We start from the raw sequence: 16,470 nt of genomic DNA, 5'->3' as shown, positions 1-16,470 counted from the left end.
GCGGTGGGTGGGTGTGCGGGGATCGGGGCGCTCACGTGGACGTAGGCAAACCGCCACACTCATTGACTTAGCGATCGTTATATAAGTCATTTGACTCACAAGCTATGTTGCTCCGCCTGTGGATGTCAATGGTCGAGGTGTCCGGCCGTGCATGAGAGTGGTGACCTGATCGGCGGCTTCACGCACAAGTTTGCCCAGTGCGGCGATCCGCTCCCCGGTCAGTGAGGACGGGGCATCGACCAAGCAGAGGATCAGCGCCGGTGTCGAGTCCTGGGCGAAGGCGACGGCATTGACGGACAGCAATTGATAATTGGCGTCGAGGTCGAGTGTTCCGACCGCGACATCCGCGGACAGAAGACGTCGCGCTTCTCTCAGTGCGAGTGCTGCCCTCTGGCCGCCGACTCCCGGGCCGCGCATCTCGGCGACGGCGTCGGAAATTGAACGTTCTTGTTGGCGAAGGCATTCCACGGCGAACCCGCGCTCTCGAATGGCCGTGAGGATTGGCTCGTACTCCGACCGTAGAAGTGCGGCCTCCGTGTCCAATGCCTCCTTGCCGAGGAGAAACCATTCGTGGAGGTCGTTCTCGTCGAACCATGCGGCAAGGCCTGCACCCAGTGGAGGTGCCATCAGCACATTGTCGCCGATGCGCAAGCCGAGAGTTCCGCTGCGCTTGGAGATCGGTTGAATTGCCTCGGCGACAACGAGGTCGGCGCCGGATCGGATGAATCCGAGACAGGCCAGTTCGGATGTGTCGGCCAGTTCTTGCATGACGGTGCGTGAAAGATCGACGACATCGATTGCGCGGGAAGCGGCTTGGCCGATGGGGACTAGCGCCGGGCCGAGTTGGTAGGTCTTGCGGATCGGGTGACGGACGAGCCAGCCGGCCTCGGCGAGAGCGACGACCATGGGGTAGCAGGTCGCCTTTGCGACGCCGAGGTGTCGTGCGATATCGGCGAGGCTCCGCCCCGCCGTGGGGTCGGATGCCAGCAGTTCGGTCAGCATGACGATTCGATCGGTTTGAGGGGAATTTCGTGCCATGTGTTCGCATAATGCCACTCTGGCGTCGCACTGTGACCCACGATACAGTGGAATGACTTAGCGATCGTTAATCAAGCGGCAAACTCCGGAAGGAAATACATGATTGTCAACGGTGGCGAATTACTTGCCAGAGCACTAGCTGAAGCGGGCACAACCGAGGTCTTCACCCTGCACGGAGGGCACTTGGATGCTTTCCTTGTAGCCTGTCGACGTCACGGCATCCGGCTCACCGACACCCGACACGAAGCCACTGCGGGACACGCTGCGGATGCGTACGCGCGAGTGACGGGCAATTACGGCGTTTGTGTAGTCACCTCCGGCCCGGGCTTCACGAATGTCTACACCGCGCTGACCAATGCACTCCTCGATCGCACGCCGACTATCTTCGTCGTCGGTGCTCCGCCGATGCGTGAGACCGAGACGAATCCGCTTCAGGGTGGTTTCGATCAGATTGCCGCAGCTGTTCCGGTGACCAAGTGGGCATACCGCATCACCGATCCGGCACGCGTCCCCGAGATAGTTGCTCTGGCAATTCGTAAGGCGACGACCGGAATTCCGGGGCCGGTGCTGCTCGAAGTGCCGATCGACGTGATGTTCGGTGAAGCCGACGAAGACACCGTGAGATTTCCGGTGAACTACACCGTGAGTGCGAGGTCGGGTCCGACTGCTGCAGCGGTCGAGGCCGCTCTCGATCTGCTCGGTGAAGCGACGAACCCCGCCATTGTGATCGGAGGTGGCGTCACTTTCTCCCATGCGAGCGCGGCGCTGGTGGCGTTCGCGGAAACGGTGGACGTGCCGGTGTTCTACCCCGGGAAGTCCGATGGAGCGGTACCCGCAAGCCATCGACTGGCCGGCGGCGGACTGTTGGCGATCGGCTCGTTACCTGCCCTTGGGTATCCGACCCCCGACGTGGTATTCGTTGTCGGTGCCCGAGCCGGGATGTTCACCGGCGGACGCACCAGCTTGTTCCCCGGTGCGCGGTTGGTCCAGATCGACGTCGACGCGTCCGAAATCGGGCGTATGCAGGACGTGGACGTTCCGATACTTGCCGACTGTCGAGAAGCGCTCATCGCTTTGAAAACTGCTGCTGATCAACGTCAATGGCCCGATTGGAGTGCCTGGGTCGATGCCGCCACCAGTGCGAAACATGCGCACCGGCATGGTTTCGAGGACGAAGCGACGGAAAGCGGTAAGGCGCATCCGTACTTTGCAGCGCGCGCGATCGTCGAAGCCTGCCCGCCCGGTACTACTTTCGTGATGGACGGTGCCGAGGCGCCGTCGTGGGGCGAGTTCTTCACTACCACCGAAGAGGTTGGTGGTGTCTTGAGGCTCGGCTACCTCGGATGCCTGGGTGTGGGGCCCGGTTTCGCAATCGGCGCACATCGGGCACGACCGGAATCACCCGTTGTGCTCATTACCGGTGACGGCGCGGCAGGATTCCACATCCAGGAATTCGACACAATGGCCCGTCATGGAATACCTGTTGTGACAGTGATATTCAACAATGCAGTGTGGGGAATGTCGATCCACGGCCAGGAAGCGGTGTACGGGGACGAAGGAATTGTCGTATCCGAACTCGCAGACAGCGCATACGAGAAGGTCGCCGAGGCCTTCGGTGGATACGGTGAGCGTGTTAAGGATGTCGCCTCCATCGCCGACGCTATGAAACGCGCGTTCGACGCGGGAGTTCCCGCATGTATCAACGTCGAGGTGGACCCGCACGTAGTCCACCCCATCACGACGATGATGCTCGGTGACGTCACAAGTACTGACGAAATCGTTGTCCCGTACTACGAGAACATTCCTCGCTGATGCCGGGGCGAATGGAAGGTGCAGTAGCCGTCGTGATCGGCGGAGCATCCGGTATCGGTTGGGCAACAGCGCAATTGCTGGCTGCCGAAGGTGTGAGCGTCGTGATAGGCGACATCGACATCGAAGGCGGGCGGAAACGCGCCGTAGAACTCGGTGGGCGAGCTGAAGCAGTCCGGGTCGACGTCGTCGACGAAGAATCGGTCAAGGTGATATTCGAGGGGGCCCAGGCGCAGCATGGTCGGCTGGATATCGCGGTCAATTGTGCCGGGGTGAATCTGCCGGGCTACATAACGGATTTGGAGGCGCAAAGTTGGCGGCGAACCGTTGACATCTGTCTCACCGGAGGTTTCTTCGTGATCAAGCACGCGGCGCGTGCCATGACTGCCGGTGGATCGATCGTCTCCATTACCTCATTGAACGCACGCCAGGCGGCTGCAGGTTTTGCAGGATACTGCTCCGCCAAAGCTGGCCTCGCCATGCTCACCGAGGTTGCGGCACTCGAACTCGGAGACCGGGGGATACGCGTCAACGCGGTTTCGCCAGGTCTTGTCGAAACGCCACTTGTCGAGGGTCTCACCGGTGTGCCGGCTATTCAGGCGGACTTCACCGAGAACACTCCGCTCGGACGTAATGGGTTGCCACGCGACGTTGCCGAAGCGGTGTTCTTCCTCGCTTCCGATGCTTCTTCGTGGATCACGGGCGAGGTTCTCGATGTCAACGGCGGTGCCCACTTACGTCGGTACCCGGACGTGATGAAACACATCGAGGCGATGCAATAGCTCGTCGAGAGTTCGTCGGTTCTGATAGCGCCCGGTGTCGTCCACGCGCCCGGGCCGGAAGTTACGTCCAATCCAGAAAGGGCTTTTCACGATGTGCTCGCAATATCGCCTTGCCGATGAGTCTCGACGCCACGCTGCTGCACGACCAGACGCCCTCGCGTTGACAGGTCGAGACGGGTCGATGACGTTTGCCGAGCTCGACCTCCGCACCAGTCGGCTGGCCAACGTTCTTCTCGACCTGGGTTGTAGATCTGGAACCAGGGTGGCCGTGGTGGACAGAGGCTCGACTCAAGTCGTCGAGATCGTACTTGCGGCAGCGAAGATCGGGGCAGTGGCAATCCCGATCAATTGGAGGTTGTCCGGAGCCGAGGTTGCCGAGGTGCTCGCCGACGCGGACGCTCGTGTGTTGTTCTTCCACAGTGAATTCGAGGGTGTGGTCTCGGCGGTGCAGGCATCGGAAGGGGCGAAGCTGCGTGTCGTGAAGATCGACGGTTCCGAGGAGTTCGACTACGAAGCGCGATCGGCAGGCGCAAGTTCGGTCGATCCGGGATGGCGCGGAAGCCTGGACGACGTTGTACTGCAACTGTATACATCCGGAACGACGGCAAAACCCAAAGGTGTTCTCACATCCAACAGGAACCTGGAGGCATGCACGCGAACCGGCGGGCCATGGGGATTCGACGAATCCTCGGTCAGCTTGTGTGCGATGCCCCTGTTCCACATCGGTGGATTGGGTTGGGCGCTCGTGGGACTTGCGAATGGCGCCCATAACGTCGTTCTCCCAGAATTCACACCTGCCGGTCTGTTGGAAGTACTGGAAGGGATGAGTATCACCAATACCTTTCTCGTGCCTTCCGTCATCGGGATGCTGGTCGACGTACCAGGCGCGCGAGAGCGCAATTTCGCAACTCTCCGATCCATCGCTTACGGTTCCTCGCCGATCACACCATGGGTCTTGAAGCGAGCTCTCGAGACGTTCCGCAAGCCCCTGTTCCAGGTCTACGGGCTGACCGAAACGCATGGAGCAGTAACACAACTCGATTCTTGTGACCATGCGGTGGACGGCGAGAAGGTCGGACTGCTGCGCTCGGTCGGAAAACCCTACCCCTGGGTGGACTTGAAGGTGATGTCACCGGAAGGCGAGGAAGTTGCGGTCGGCGAGGCCGGCGAGATCTATGTCAGGTCTCCGCAAACGACCGAAGGTTACTACCGACGGCCGGAAGAGACTGCCGCTGCGATAGATACCGACGGGTGGTTCCATACCGGCGACGTGGGACGGGTCGACAGCGAGGGCTACGTCTACATCACCGATCGGATGAAGGACATGATCATCACGGGTGGAGAGAACGTCTATCCCATCGAAGTCGAATCGGTCATCGCCGACTATCCGGGAGTATCCCAAGTTGCCGTCATTGGAGTGGAGGATCCACTGTGGGGCGAGGCGGTCAAAGCCGTCGTAGTTGCTGCTGCAGGGCATCAACTCGATACCGACTCGATTTCAGGTTTCGTTCGAAGCCGACTTGCCGGCTACAAGTGCCCCAAGTCCATCGAGATAGTCACGGAACTTCCGTTGGGTGCTACGGGCAAGATCCTCAAGCGCGAACTTCGGGCGCGATATTCGACAGTATGAGAATCAACGTGCACGCTTGCGGCCGGGCTTGCATCCAACCGTATTCAGTGCGATGACGGCGTACTTCTGAGCTACCTCTTCCGGGGTGAGTTCTCCCTCGGCGTGATACCAGCGCGGAATCGACTGGCACATCGCGAGAAGTGCGCGGGTGGTCTCGGGCACGTCTGCTACTGAGAAGAGACCTCGTTCCGAACCCTCGGTGACTATGCCGAGCACCAATTCTTCGACGCCCTTGCGTACGACACGATATCGCTGTCGGTGTTCGGGGCTGAGGTAGCGCACTTCCCCCTCGAGGGCTGCCAACCGAGAGCGGGTCGTCATACGAAGCACGATCGCTTCGACGACGTTGGTGAGCTGTTGTCGAGGGTCGTCTCCGCCGTCGGCGTACGCGCTGTGGGCACGAGCGAGGACGTCACTGGTCGAAATCTCCAGCAGAGCAAGGAGGATCCCTTCTTTGCTCTGGTGGTGGTAGTAGAGGGCGGGGATCGTCACGCCGACGCGGCGTGCGATCTCGCGTATCGAAGTACCGTGGAACCCGTTGTCGTAGAATCCTTCGAGGGCGGCTTCCAGGATAGGAGTCAGCTCGAGCGGCTCGATCCGTCGCCAACTGGCTGTGGCGTCCTTCGCCGAATCTTTCGTGGCCATACGTGGTCCCCTAGCTATCGCTCGATAATGCTCGGGGAGATACTACGCCGCGACGAAGTCACAACAACTGCACGTTGCTCAGTTTCCACTCGCCGTCCTCGCGGACCAGCGAAAGTTGCATCCGGTTGCGGTCGATTCTCGGATCGGGGGAGTTGGTGTTCGTGATCGTCTGATCGAGGAACACGAGAACCTCGGCGTTGTCGCGATCACTGCTCGCCAGCCCGGCTGAAATGATCTGAGCGGACGAGGTCGCCTGATACTGCACGATCATATTCTGAAGGTTGGCTGCCACCTGGGCGTACTGACCGGCGAATTCGCCGACAGAATTGTCACGGACCACGGAGAGATTCTGATCGAGGTTCTGGAAGTTGTACGTCGCAAGATCAGTGGCGAATTGCCGTCCGCTGTCCAGGGCGCTGATACGCGCGTTTTCGTCGACCGATTTCTGCCAGGTCGCGAGTGCGCCCCATCCGAGCGCCGCGACCACGACCAGGGCGCCGGCAACGATCGCTACGGTCTGCTTGCGAAGCCGCTTGGGCTTGTCGACGATTGTGGGCGTCTGGGGTTCGGTTGTCTCGGTCATTGCGTTCCTTGTACTAGTAGTGCGGCAAACGAGTTGTCACCGAGAACGGTGTTCTGACCACCGTTGAGGCCCAGACGAATCGACGTTCCGTCACCGGCTGCGACCGTTCCGAGGGCAGGATCGTATTCAGCAACCCCGTCGATCGTTCCAGTTCCGGTGGGGACGTTCTGCGATCCGCGATTCTGAATCCGGCCCGACTGGTCCGCGCAGTGTTGGTTCTTGTCGAGCGTGGTCGGTGAGGTGTCCTGTACCGATCGCCGGGGCGTGTCGTAGATACAGACCGGTCCGAGTGCTGTGATCAGATCAAGCTGTGCCCGTCCGTCTTTGACGATACTTCCGAACTTCTCGAATCCTTTGGGCACCACCACCAACAAGGCATCGACGGCGGGCATCCGTGCAGTGACGATCTGAGTGGAGACGAGAGAATTGGCCAACAGCAGACTGAACGGCTCACGACTCTGTTCGATGAGAGGCAGTATCTGATTGTCGAGAACACTCGGGCTTCGATCGAGGAGTGTGCGCAGTTGCGGATCGGAGTTTCGTACCTGATCTGTCAATTGGCGAAGTGTGAGTGCAACTTCGGGAAGAGCGTCAACATTTTCCTCGTTCGCAGTGAACAGTGAGCGCGAGTTCTCGACGAGTGTGTTGACACGCGGTTGATCGGATTGGACAGTGCGCGCGAGCACGTCGAAGTTGTCGACGAGCGCCTGCAGATCCGGACCCAATCCGTTCAATCCCTCGCCGAGTTCGTGCGAGAGGGTTCGCAGGTCTGCCGGATCGACGGTGTCGGCAGCAGCGTTGAAATTCGCAATCACGGTTCCCAACGCGACCGGGATCGAAGTGCGCTCAGTCGGAACGACGGAACCTTCAACCAGATACGGGCCGCCGTCGGTCTGCGAGGACAACTGAACTTTCAATACCGGAACGGCGGTGTCCTGGCTGATGGCCACATGCGAATCGTTGGGGATCTGTTTGTCGGCGGCGATGCTCAACGTCATCACGACGAGGTCCTGGGCAGAGTCCACCTCCACCGACTCGACGTCGCCGACGGTGACTCCGCGATAGGCCACTTCCGAACCGGGAGCGATTCCGGCCGCGTTCTCCAATTCGACGATGACCGAGAAGGTTCCGGTGAACGGATCTCCGGCACCGACTTGCCGGAGTACGTACGTCGTGCTGACCACCGCGATGAGGAGAAAGGCGGCGATCTCGAAATAGACGGTTCGGTTCTTCATCGCGTTCCTCCTTGCAGGGGTGTCGTGATCGGCAGTTCCCGATCGGAGGCGGGCAGAGGTGGCAGTGGCGGTGCGGCGCCCGGGATTATCTCGTTGAGCACTCCGGTCACGGTGCCCTCGACATCGACGTCGAGGTCGATGTTCACGTAATCGCCTGGGCTGGCACGCTCGAGGAGCACTCTTGCGTTGTCCAGGTTGGCCATCGTCTCACCCAGTGTCGGCCCCATTGCCGAGAACTGGTCGAGGATGGGTGACAGTCGTCCGGTGATCTCGGAAATCTGGTCGGCCGACTGGTCGAGTACGGAATTGGTTGCGGTACTGAGCCGATCGGTTTCGTCGAGTAGATCGAGGAGCGGTTGTCGTTGGTCGGCGATCACGCCCAATGCGGGTGTGAGTGTGCGCAAGCCTTCGTCGATGGTGGCGCTCTCGTCTCCGATCAGAGCGCTGAGCCGGTTCAGTGAATCCAGTGCCGAATTGATCGATTCCTTTCGGTCGTCAAGTGTTCCGAGAAAAGTGTCAAGGCGTGCAAGCAGATCGCGGATCGTCTCCTCCCTGCCGTCGAGAATCTGATCAGCCTCACTGACGATGTTCTTGACCTGCGCCAACCCACTGCCGTTCAACAGAGTTCCGACGGCGCCGAGCAGTTGTGCGACATCGGGTCCGCGCACGGTCTCCGATCGCTCGATGGTGGAACCTGGTTCGAGAATGGGGCCCGCTGGATCGACCGGAACTTCGAGGTTGACGAACGCATCGCCGATCGGGGTCGACAGTTCGATCCGAGCGCGGGTGCCGACAGGTAGTTCGATGTCCGACGCGATTTCGGTATGTACCACGGCTGCAAAGGTTTGCGCGCTCATCGACATGACTCTGCCGACCACTGCCTGGCCGATCCGCACCTCACCGCCGACGGGAAGTAACGACGCGTCGACGAATTCCATGTTCAGCGGGTACGACTCTCCTGGCAGACCGCGTCCGAGGGGGAGGTGCTGGAAGTTGAGACTGCAGCCGGTCAATGGCGCCGCGATGACAAGTGCCACGACAACGCTCACTACGGACTTGTTCGACGCCATCAGTTGCCCCCACCGAGGATGCGTGCCAGGTCGGAGCTGCCTGCCGAAGGAAATTCGATGGGATTGACGATTCCCGGCCCTGTGCACAGCGGTATCGGCATCTTCTCGCACAGTTCTCGCGTCGTGTCGAACTGTGAGAGATCGGTGGCGACGTTCAATCGTGCTCTGGCTCGGCCTTCTTCGGTGACGAGGTTGGCGACGTTCTCGAATCCCGTTGGTGCCGTTTCGATGATCTCGCGCAGTTGATCCTGTTTGGTCGCGACTGCACCGGCCAACTGTGCGAGCGTACCCAGATCGGCGGTGACCGCCTCGCCGTGTTCGGCGAGTAGCGCTGAGACCTGTCCGAGCAACGTGGTCAGGGAATCGAGCGCCCCGCTGATGTCTTCTCGCTGGGCGCTGAACGTGCGGGCGGTGACTGTCACCGAGTTCGACAGGGAGTCGACCTTGGTCTGGTTGTCCGCGATCAACTGCACGAGGGTGTTCAGGTTCTTCACCAGTTCGGAGATGTCGGGACTTGCACCCGCCAGTACCGAACTGGCCTGTGAGATGGACCGAACGGCATCGTTGAATGCTTGCCCGTTGCCGTCCAACGCGTGGGCGCCTTCTCCGATGAGGTCACCGATCCCGCCGCCGTCGGCGCCAGGGCCGAGCGCCACCGTCAATTCGTTCACCGATGCGGTGAGTTGGTCCCACGTCAGCGGGGAGTGAGTGCGTTCGAGAGGGATCACCGCGCCGTCGGTGAGGAACTCACCGTCCTCGTAGCCGGGCCCGAGTTCGATCGTGCGGTCACTGATGACCGAGGGAGACAGGACCCAGGCCTGCGCGTCGGCGGGTATACGTGTTCCGGATGGCAGGCTCAGCGCCACTCGTACCCGGGACCCTTCCGGCGTGACGCTCTCGACCCTCCCGCTGGGAACTCCCAGAATCGTCACTGTGTTCCCGGTGAAGATAGCGTCGGTCGAGGTGAATTCGGCGGTGAGAGTGAGTCTGTGTTCGTCACGCGTGACGAACAGGACGGCACCGATCGCGCAGATCACAATCGCTGCCAGCACGGCGAGTTTCTTGACGGTCGTGGTCATCGACACCCCTGAACGAGCCCGACGACGCACAACCAATTGTCCGGGATGAGGGTGGAGGGCGAGTTGAGGTCGAGCCAGTTGCCGTTACCGGTCGCGTTGGTGACGTAGCGGACGCTGGGGGCGAAGTTGTCGAGCAGTGTGGTCAGTGATTGTTCGTTCTCGGACAGAACTCCCGTCACCACGTGGATGTCTCCCATGACCGAGTCGACCAAAGCCTGGTTGTCGCCCAGGAACTGGGCAAGTGTGGTGCTCAACTGATTCAGGTCTTGTACAAGCGCATTCAGCACATCTCGCCGGTCGGCGATCGTGGACATCACCAGATCCGCATTCCCCAGAAGGGTTTCCAGAGTGTCCTTCTGCTCGATCAGTGTTGCGGTCGTCTGCTGCGCTCCGGTGAGAAGGGAACGGAGCGCAACGTCGTTGTCGTTGACTACTCCGGAGAGTGCGTCGATTCCCTCGAGTGAGCGGCGAATGAGTTCGGGATCGTCCGGTGAGTTGTCGGACACCACGGTCAGCATATTTCGCAGTTGTTGCAGATCAAGGTTTTCCGACGTGGATTGTGCTCCTCGACCGAGATCGTCGAGAGTGAACGGAACGCTCGTGTTCTCGATGGGGATGGTCGAACCTGTGGGTAACGAGCGCGATCCGTTCGGAGTGACGTCGAGCGAGCGTCGGCCGAGCAGAGTCGAGATCTTGATGTCCGCACGGGAGTCTTCGCCGAGAGTGACGCCGTCGTCGAGTCGGAAGGTGACTTCAACCGAGTTGCCGCTGACCGCCAACGAGGTGACCACCCCGCTCGGGACTCCCGCGACGTTGACCGGATCGTCCTGCGTCAACCCGGTGGCGTTGGTAAAGACGGCGTGGTACTCGTTGGTCTTGACCTTCAAGATCAGTTGAGGGACAACGAGTGCGGCCAGAACCACACCGACTCCGACGAGGATGCAGATGATTCCGTTGCGGACCGGGTTCTTGACGGTGAGCCAGTTCATCGGCACACCGCCGAACGCTCGGGGCCGCCGAGGGTCACCGATTGGTCCAGCGCGCTGAGCCGGAAGTTGCAGATGTAGATGTTCGCCCAGCTTCCGTAGCTCATCGCGATCCCCAACTGGGTGAACAGTTGATCGAAAGCGGTGATACCGGTCGCCAGCGACTCACGGTTGTCGACGACGACGCTGGCCGACTGATCGATCGAAGTCAGCGCGCCAGCCAAGTCCGGTTCCACGCGCGTCACCGAGTCCTGAAGTGAAGAAGTCAGGGCGCCTGCGGAATCCACTGCGGCCGAGATCTGTTGGCGGTCCTGTGCCAAACCGCCGACCAGTGTGTCGAGCGTGTTGATCATCTCGACGAAGTTGGGTCGATTCGTCGTGGTCACGGTAAGGACCCGGTCGAGGTTGTTCAGTAGTTGGTCCAAGATCGCGTCCCGGGACGTCAAGTTCTCGGTGACGGCAACAGTGCGCTCCAGCAGGCTTTCGATGGTGGAACCTTGTCCTTGGAATACCTGGACGACCTGTGCGGCAAGTTCGTTGACTTCTGCGGGGTCAAGTGCGTCGAACAGGGGACGGAATCCGCCGAGGATGTCGGTGAGGTCGATCGCCGGCTGAGTCTGTTCCACGGGAATTGTGGCCCCGGGGGAGAGGTAGTTGCCTGTTGCGCGTTCGGCCTGTCCGGGTTCGATCGAAATTGTTCGCGCTCCCAACAGGTCTGCGTACCTCACCACAGCGCGACCGTCGGACGGAATACGTTGTGCAGATTCGAGTTCGAAGCCGACGACGGCTTGGTTGTTCACCAGCTCGACGCTGTCGACGCGCCCTACTCGCACCCCGGCGATCTGAACATCGCTGCCGGTGACCAGGCCGGAGGCATTGACGAAGACGGCCCGGTACTGCGAACTCGACCCGTAGACTGGGTTGATCAGGGTGCTCACCACAACCACGGTGGCGAGAATCGACAGTGCAGCAAACAGTCCGAACCTGATCAGAGATTTCTTCACGCTCATCCGCCCACCACCGTCGTGCCGCGAAATACCGGCCCCGTCACGAGAGTGTCCAAAGCTGTACCGCCTTGGGTAAGGGCCGAGATCATGGACTGTTCGGCAGGGCTGCCGACCGGGCCGACGGTTCCGCCGAACGCGGTCGCGGCGGCAGGACAGTTGGGTCCGCGGGTTCCGTCGTACTCTGGGCAGTCGGTCTTTCCGTACGGATACAGATCTGTGACGGACAGCCGTAGATCGGTGCTGAGCCACGGACCATTCGCCAACGCGGGCGGGAGCTTGATCGTGAGATTGCGCAGGCCGTTGTAGAAGGTGGTGATGTGGTCCGGCCGCGAAGTGATTGCGCCGGTGAGGGAATCGGCGTCGTCGACCAAGGTGATCATGCGGTCGCGATTGTCACCGATCAGACTCGTGGCAGCAGCTCCCGTGCTGGTGCCGGCACGCAGAAGCCCCGCCAACCCGTCGGATTTCTCGACGACGGTCTTGGATGTGGTGATGGAGTTCTCGAATGCGGCGAGCATGTCCGGCGCACTCGTCGAGAGACTGTCGGCGAGGGTGGCTATGTCGTCGAGGTCGTCACCGAGTCCGTTGATGACGGGCTGCGCACCGACCAACGCTTGGTGGACTGAATCGAGCGATTCGCCGATCTGGTTTCCCTTGCTGCTCAACGCGTCCGAGACTGCCGTGAGTGCGACGTTGATGTCGGCGGGGTCGAGAGAAGAAACGAGCGAGTAGATCCGTGAGATCGATTGGTAGAGCTGGACCGCGACTTCGGACTGATCGGATACCAACTCGGTACCCGGCACGAGAGCAGGACCACGCGAGAGTCCGTCAGGTTGAATCAGGTCTACGAAGAAGTCACCGAAGATGTTGCGGGGCATCAGTCGCACCTGACTTGTCGACGGTATGTCCTCGAACGCTCCCTCGTCGATCGCGAGTGAGACAGTCGAAGCGGTGGTGCCCGGCTCGATCTCGGCCACAGCGCCGACGACGACGCCGCGGTACTGAACCGACGAACCGACTCGCAGCGCACCGGCACTGGCGGGGACGACAGCACTGACCTGCGGTGTGGAACCGGTGGAGTCCGTACCTCTGCTGAACAAGAAGACGTAGGCGAGGATCAGGATGACCACGGCGAGTAAACCCCGCAGTGCCAGGGTGATTCGGCTGGAATTCGTGACGATCATCCGGTCAGCCCGGGTACGTGAGGTTTGAGTCCCCACAGCGCAATGGTCATCGCGACGTCGGTGAATGCAAGGAAGACGATGCTGGTGCGCAACGCTCGTCCGGCGGCTCGTCCGACGCCTTCGGGTCCACCCGTCGCGGTGTAACCGTAGTAGCAGTGCACGAGGGTCACTACGACCGCGAACACCATGACTTTTATCAAGGACAACCAGATGTCGTTGGGAGAGAGGAAAAGACTGAAGTAGTAGCCGTACGTTCCCTCCGACTGGCCTTTGACCCGGATCACCGCAAGCGCCGTTGCCATGTACGAAGCAAACAGGCCGACCAGGTACAGCGGGACCACCGCGATGAGCGCCGCGATCATTCGGGTGGTGACCAGGTACCGCAGCGAGGGAATCGCCATGACTTCGAGCGCGTCGATTTCCTCGGAGATCCGCATCGCTCCGAGCTGCGCGGTGAATCCGGTTCCGACCTTGGCTGCCAGGGTGATTGCGGCAACGAGTGGTGCCACCTCGCGAGTATTCGCGATGGCGGACATCACGCCGGACAGCGGTGCGAGGCCGACGAGGTTGAGTCCGCGGTAGCCCTCGAGTCCGATCTGGGAACCGGCGAAGAACGAGATCGCGAAGATCACGACGACGCTGCCGCCTCCGGCGAGCAGGGTGCCCGAACCGAATGCCACCTGGGCGACGAGACGGGCGACTTCACGCCAATAGCGCTTGAGGGTTGCGGGAATCGAGGTGATGACACGCGCGTGGAACGTGAACTGATCGCCGAGTCGGCTCAGGCCGTCGACGGTCCGCGAACTGACCCGCTTGGCACGAATTGCGATGGGCAGGTGCATCAATAGGCACCTTTCACCGTGACGAACAGTGGGTAGAACTGAGTAATTGCGAGGTTGGCGACAAACACGAGGACAAACGAGAGCACGACGGTCTCGTTGACTGCGTCGCCGACGCCTTGAGCTCCGCGCTTGACGGTCAGGCCCTTGTAGCAGGCCACGATTCCCGAGATGAGAGCAAAGGCAACGGCTTTGATGCCGGAGACGACGAAGTCGCTGGGTTGACTGAATTGAACGAGATTGCGCAGGAAACTCTGTGCGTTGCCGTCGAGTATCAGGACGTGAACGAAGAGGCTTGCGCCCAAACCGATTACGAGAACTATCGAGTTCAGTAGGAGGCAGACGACGGCAATGGCGATCATCCGGGGTACGACCAGGCGTTCGAGCACGGGTAGACCGAGCACTTCGAGTGCATCGATTTCCTCGCGTATCGTTCGCGCTCCCAAATCTGCGCAGATTGCGGAACCGCCGACACCGGCGATGATCAGGGCGCACACCAGGGGGCCGGCCTGTCCGATGATGAGGAACGCGACGACGGCACCGCTGTACGCACCCGCGCCGATTTGATCTGCGAGCGCACCGATCTGCAGTGCTACCCCGACACCGAGGGGAATCATCACCAGAGCGGACGCGACCGAGGTGACGTGGGCGAGAAACCACATCTGGTCGAGCGCCTCACGCCAGGCGAGGCGCTTGTGTCGAAGAGATGTGAACGCCGCAACGCACACGCGAACGGTGAAGGTGAAGAGCAGTCCGATCTCGGAGAGCAGGTTCGAGAACATGTTCGTCTTGGCGGGGGAGACAGCAGTTGTTTCCCCGGTTGTTCCATTCCCGGTCGTCGTAGCTTCGGTGCTCACGCCATCCCCCTCTCCGGCCGAATCGTTCTGGTCGGGTTTCTTCGATCACACTCGGGAGCTCGAAGTGCTCCAGGTCACGTTCGGAGACGGTATCAGGAAACTGACTCTGAAGTAAGTTCCATTTCGGCCACTTCATCACCGGGCGCGAATGTCGACGCGGAACTTTCGTTTGCGTCCACGCAACCTTCCCGGCGAGAGCCCGAAATGCGGCGGGTGCACAATGAGTGAATGCCACGATCAAGCCCCATTTCCGCTTGGAAGTCCCTTCGCGAAGGCAACGAGCGATTTGTCAACGACGCGTCCATTCACCCCAGCCAGGGAATCGCGGACCGCGCGAAACTCGTCGATGGGCAGCACCCCACAGCGGTGCTGTTCGGTTGCGGTGATTCGCGCGTAGCCGCCGAGATCATCTTCGACCAGGGTCTCGGCGACATGTTCGTCGTGCGCACTGCAGGTCACGTGCTCGACGATTCGGTGCTCGGTTCCATCGAGTACGCGGTTCACGTGCTCAACGTGCCGCTCATCGTCGTCCTCGGGCACGACGGTTGCGGTGCCGTGAAGGCAACGCTCGACGCCCTGGACGAGGGCGCAGTTCCCGACGGATTCATCCGCAGTGTGGTCGAGCGTGTTGCTCCGTCCATCCTGATGGGCCGCAACGAGGGCTTGTCCACCGTGGACGAACTCGAAGGCCGTCACGTCGTGGAGACCGGCTCGCTGATCATGCAGAGGTCGCGGATCATCGCCGACAAGGTGGACAAGGGTGCGTGCGCGATCGTCGGCGTCACGTACACGTTGTCCGACGGTCACATGCGAGTTCAGGGCGCGGTCGGCGACATCGGCGAGAGCGTCGAGACCGTCGAGGGTTAGATCTTCCGGGGCAGTGGTACCTGGCAGCAGACAATGGGTACCGACACGCCGCCTCAGCTGACGGTTAGTGGACCCTGCGCCAACTACCGTTGAGTCCGTGTTGGAACCTAATGGACCACTGCCCCCCGAGATCTACTGGCGTCGCCGGGCGCTGGCCATTGGTGCCGCCGTCATTGCACTGGCGTTGATCATCTGGGCGGCGTCCGCCCTCTTCGGCGGTGGAAGTGATACCCCGGAGGCCGATTCGGCCGCTGCGAGTTCCTCGCTGACGACGGACGTCTCCTTCACCCCCAACCCTTCCGGTTCCAACGCGCCGGAGGGTGGCGGTGGCTCGGGTGGCGGCGCTGCCGGTGGATCAGGTGGCTCGGGCACGCAGGCTTCGGGATCGTCTTCGTCTTCTTCCTCCTCTTCGTCGACCACCGGGGCTCCGGTCCCGGCCGGTCAGTGCGCCGACTCGTCGCTGGCAGTCAAGGCCACCGCAGACAAGGCGACCTTCGCTCCCGGCGAAGAGCCGTCGTTCACGATCGTCATCACCAACATCGGTTCGGCACCCTGTGATCGAGATCTGGCGGGCGGCCTTCAGCAGGTGCTCGTCTACAGCATCGACGGCAAGACCCGGTTGTGGTCCAACGTCGACTGCTACCCACAGCCCGCAGCCGACGTACGCAATCTCGCGCCCGGCGAGCAAGCTGCGTTCAAGGTCGCCTGGTCGGCCACGACGTCGACCCCCGAGTGCGCGACCGCGCAGAACCCCGAGCGCAATCCGGTGGGCGCAGGCGCTTACACGGTTGTCGGGCAGCTCGGTGCACTGCGAAGCTCCCCGGAGCCGTTCAACATCGCATGAGCGCGGGCAAGCCCG

At 61.2% G+C, this 16,470-nt stretch carries 16 protein-coding genes; 5 read left to right on the top strand and 11 right to left on the bottom strand.

From position 1 onward, the window contains the following. Positions 1-102: 102 nt before the first annotated feature. Entirely contained in the window at positions 103-1,038 is a 936-nt protein-coding gene (locus G4D79_RS01745) for a helix-turn-helix domain-containing protein (protein ID WP_064111553.1), read from the bottom strand. 99 nt (positions 1,039-1,137) lie between these two features. Here G4D79_RS01745 and G4D79_RS01740 point away from each other — a divergent pair, with 99 nt between their 5' ends. The 3 genes from G4D79_RS01740 (at position 1,138) to G4D79_RS01730 (ending at position 5,259) form a co-directional block, all read left to right on the top strand. Continuing rightward, positions 1,138-2,850 (top strand): thiamine pyrophosphate-binding protein, encoded by a 1,713-nt coding sequence (locus G4D79_RS01740; RefSeq protein ID WP_054826796.1) that lies wholly within the window; start codon positions 1,138-1,140, stop codon positions 2,848-2,850. Beyond that, positions 2,850-3,629, top strand: coding sequence for an SDR family NAD(P)-dependent oxidoreductase (locus tag G4D79_RS01735; RefSeq protein WP_064443083.1), 780 nt, complete (start codon positions 2,850-2,852; stop codon positions 3,627-3,629). Before G4D79_RS01740 ends, G4D79_RS01735 begins: the two co-directional genes overlap by 1 nt. 91 nt (positions 3,630-3,720) lie before the next feature. After that, on the top strand, positions 3,721-5,259 hold the full coding sequence (locus tag G4D79_RS01730; protein WP_054826798.1) for a long-chain-fatty-acid--CoA ligase: 1,539 nt from the start codon (positions 3,721-3,723) through the stop codon (positions 5,257-5,259). A gap of 3 nt (positions 5,260-5,262) precedes the next feature. On the opposite strand, the gene G4D79_RS01725 is transcribed toward G4D79_RS01730, so the two are convergent. The 10 genes from G4D79_RS01725 to G4D79_RS01680 are packed head-to-tail and all read right to left on the bottom strand — an operon-like array spanning position 5,263 to position 14,744. Beyond that, positions 5,263-5,904 (bottom strand): TetR/AcrR family transcriptional regulator, encoded by a 642-nt coding sequence (locus G4D79_RS01725; RefSeq protein WP_042451878.1) that lies wholly within the window; start codon positions 5,902-5,904, stop codon positions 5,263-5,265. Between the two features lie 58 nt (positions 5,905-5,962). Continuing rightward, positions 5,963-6,487, bottom strand: coding sequence for a hypothetical protein (locus G4D79_RS01720; RefSeq protein ID WP_099697743.1), 525 nt, complete (start codon positions 6,485-6,487; stop codon positions 5,963-5,965). Next, positions 6,484-7,722, bottom strand: coding sequence for an MlaD family protein (locus G4D79_RS01715; RefSeq protein ID WP_042923604.1), 1,239 nt, complete (start codon positions 7,720-7,722; stop codon positions 6,484-6,486). The genes G4D79_RS01720 and G4D79_RS01715 overlap by 4 nt, the downstream gene beginning before the upstream one ends. Next, positions 7,719-8,792, bottom strand: coding sequence for an MCE family protein (locus G4D79_RS01710; protein WP_058227253.1), 1,074 nt, complete (start codon positions 8,790-8,792; stop codon positions 7,719-7,721). Before G4D79_RS01710 ends, G4D79_RS01715 begins: the two co-directional genes overlap by 4 nt. Further along, positions 8,792-9,871 (bottom strand): MCE family protein, encoded by a 1,080-nt coding sequence (locus G4D79_RS01705; protein WP_037132219.1) that lies wholly within the window; start codon positions 9,869-9,871, stop codon positions 8,792-8,794. Before G4D79_RS01705 ends, G4D79_RS01710 begins: the two co-directional genes overlap by 1 nt. Next, the gene (locus G4D79_RS01700; protein ID WP_235867817.1) at positions 9,868-10,860 is read right to left on the bottom strand and encodes an MCE family protein; all 993 of its coding nucleotides are present in this window, start codon (positions 10,858-10,860) and stop codon (positions 9,868-9,870) included. Before G4D79_RS01700 ends, G4D79_RS01705 begins: the two co-directional genes overlap by 4 nt. Next, positions 10,857-11,867 carry an MCE family protein gene (locus tag G4D79_RS01695; protein ID WP_099697741.1) on the bottom strand — a complete coding sequence of 337 codons (1,011 nt, stop codon included), beginning with the start codon at positions 11,865-11,867 and terminating at the stop codon, positions 10,857-10,859. The genes G4D79_RS01700 and G4D79_RS01695 overlap by 4 nt, the downstream gene beginning before the upstream one ends. Further along, positions 11,864-13,084 carry an MCE family protein gene (locus tag G4D79_RS01690; protein WP_308252585.1) on the bottom strand — a complete coding sequence of 407 codons (1,221 nt, stop codon included), beginning with the start codon at positions 13,082-13,084 and terminating at the stop codon, positions 11,864-11,866. The genes G4D79_RS01695 and G4D79_RS01690 overlap by 4 nt, the downstream gene beginning before the upstream one ends. Next, positions 13,045-13,890: an ABC transporter permease gene (locus G4D79_RS01685; RefSeq protein ID WP_003945610.1), complete on the bottom strand. Its 846-nt coding sequence runs from the start codon at positions 13,888-13,890 to the stop codon at positions 13,045-13,047. The genes G4D79_RS01690 and G4D79_RS01685 overlap by 40 nt, the downstream gene beginning before the upstream one ends. Then, positions 13,890-14,744, bottom strand: a complete 855-nt coding sequence (locus tag G4D79_RS01680) for an ABC transporter permease (protein ID WP_235867816.1) — start codon at positions 14,742-14,744, stop codon at positions 13,890-13,892. The genes G4D79_RS01685 and G4D79_RS01680 overlap by 1 nt, the downstream gene beginning before the upstream one ends. 228 nt (positions 14,745-14,972) lie before the next feature. Between G4D79_RS01680 and G4D79_RS01675 the strand changes: the two genes are divergently transcribed. Then, positions 14,973-15,611 carry a carbonic anhydrase gene (locus G4D79_RS01675; protein ID WP_003945421.1) on the top strand — a complete coding sequence of 213 codons (639 nt, stop codon included), beginning with the start codon at positions 14,973-14,975 and terminating at the stop codon, positions 15,609-15,611. Between the two features lie 97 nt (positions 15,612-15,708). Then, the gene (locus tag G4D79_RS01670; RefSeq protein ID WP_099697794.1) at positions 15,709-16,455 is read left to right on the top strand and encodes a DUF4232 domain-containing protein; all 747 of its coding nucleotides are present in this window, start codon (positions 15,709-15,711) and stop codon (positions 16,453-16,455) included. Positions 16,456-16,470 lie beyond the last annotated feature (15 nt).

The sequence above is a fragment of the Rhodococcus sp. WY5 genome (assembly GCF_018588185.1).
In the GTDB taxonomy this organism is placed as follows: domain Bacteria; phylum Actinomycetota; class Actinomycetes; order Mycobacteriales; family Mycobacteriaceae; genus Rhodococcus_F; species Rhodococcus_F qingshengii.
Note: the sequence above shows the minus strand (reverse complement) of the source record. Positions and strands in the feature narration are given on the sequence as shown.

Coding starts and splice junctions, on each gene's coding strand:
- G4D79_RS01700 (WP_235867817.1), bottom strand. CDS start 10,860: ATGAACTGGCTCACCGTCAAGAACCCGGTCCGCAACGGAATCATCTGC.
- G4D79_RS01720 (WP_099697743.1), bottom strand. CDS start 6,487: ATGACCGAGACAACCGAACCCCAGACGCCCACAATCGTCGACAAGCCC.
- G4D79_RS01715 (WP_042923604.1), bottom strand. CDS start 7,722: ATGAAGAACCGAACCGTCTATTTCGAGATCGCCGCCTTTCTCCTCATC.
- G4D79_RS01730 (WP_054826798.1), top strand. CDS start 3,721: ATGTGCTCGCAATATCGCCTTGCCGATGAGTCTCGACGCCACGCTGCT.
- G4D79_RS01685 (WP_003945610.1), bottom strand. CDS start 13,890: ATGCACCTGCCCATCGCAATTCGTGCCAAGCGGGTCAGTTCGCGGACC.
- G4D79_RS01725 (WP_042451878.1), bottom strand. CDS start 5,904: ATGGCCACGAAAGATTCGGCGAAGGACGCCACAGCCAGTTGGCGACGG.
- G4D79_RS01675 (WP_003945421.1), top strand. CDS start 14,973: ATGCCACGATCAAGCCCCATTTCCGCTTGGAAGTCCCTTCGCGAAGGC.
- G4D79_RS01710 (WP_058227253.1), bottom strand. CDS start 8,792: ATGGCGTCGAACAAGTCCGTAGTGAGCGTTGTCGTGGCACTTGTCATC.
- G4D79_RS01735 (WP_064443083.1), top strand. CDS start 2,850: ATGCCGGGGCGAATGGAAGGTGCAGTAGCCGTCGTGATCGGCGGAGCA.
- G4D79_RS01745 (WP_064111553.1), bottom strand. CDS start 1,038: ATGGCACGAAATTCCCCTCAAACCGATCGAATCGTCATGCTGACCGAA.
- G4D79_RS01695 (WP_099697741.1), bottom strand. CDS start 11,867: ATGAGCGTGAAGAAATCTCTGATCAGGTTCGGACTGTTTGCTGCACTG.
- G4D79_RS01740 (WP_054826796.1), top strand. CDS start 1,138: ATGATTGTCAACGGTGGCGAATTACTTGCCAGAGCACTAGCTGAAGCG.
- G4D79_RS01705 (WP_037132219.1), bottom strand. CDS start 9,871: ATGACCACGACCGTCAAGAAACTCGCCGTGCTGGCAGCGATTGTGATC.